Annotated in this window: 1 protein-coding gene; it reads right to left on the bottom strand. The window is 59.7% G+C overall.

Annotated elements, in window-relative coordinates; translation table 11 throughout:
- Positions 1-339 precede the first annotated feature (339 nt).
- Positions 340-696, bottom strand: a 357-nt coding sequence (locus tag FWJ25_RS20610) for an RNA-binding protein (protein WP_149601862.1), incomplete at its 5' end; no start/stop codon positions are given.

The following is a 696-nucleotide window of genomic DNA, read 5'->3' on the forward strand; positions in this document are numbered from 1 at the left end:
GGGGAACAACATATCAATATCATTGGACAAAAATAGCTGCGAACAAAAACCTTGCTCATTCTTCTCTCGTCTCGTTTCATAGCGGGAGCAACCAAAGGGAACAACAGGGGTACCGGGGAACAACATATCAATATCATTGGACAAAAATAGCTGCGAACAAAAACCTTGCTCATTCTTCTCTCGTCTCGTTTCATAGCGGGAGCAACCAAAGGGAACAACAGGGGTACCAACACCTAATCCAAAGGTAGAACGGACACTAACACGGTGACAGAAGCGAACGGTAACACGATACTATAGATAGATAAGATAACTCGGCCGAAGCCAGGATGGGCCCACACATCAGTCCCTCCAGCCGCCGCCGCCGCCGCCGTAGCCGCCACCACCMCCCTCGCGCCGACCGCCGTAGCCGCCACCGCCTCCGTAGCCGCCGCCACCACCCTCGCGCCGACCGCCGTAGCCGCCACCGCCGCCATAACCGCCGTCACGGCGCCCGCCACCATAGCCGCCGCCGCCGCGACCGCCGCCGTAGCCACCGCCGCCACCGCCACCGCCACGGGACTGGGCCTGGTTAACGGTGATGTTACGGCCGTCGAGCTCCTTGCCGTTCATGTTCTCGATAGCGTCGAGCATGGAGTTCTCGGAGGAGAAGGTAACGAAGCCGAAGCCGCGRGACCTCCCCGTCTCCCGGTCGGTGAT

It is taken from the genome of Marinobacter salinexigens, from assembly GCF_008370345.1.
In the GTDB taxonomy this organism is placed as follows: Bacteria; Pseudomonadota; Gammaproteobacteria; order Pseudomonadales; family Oleiphilaceae; genus Marinobacter; species Marinobacter salinexigens.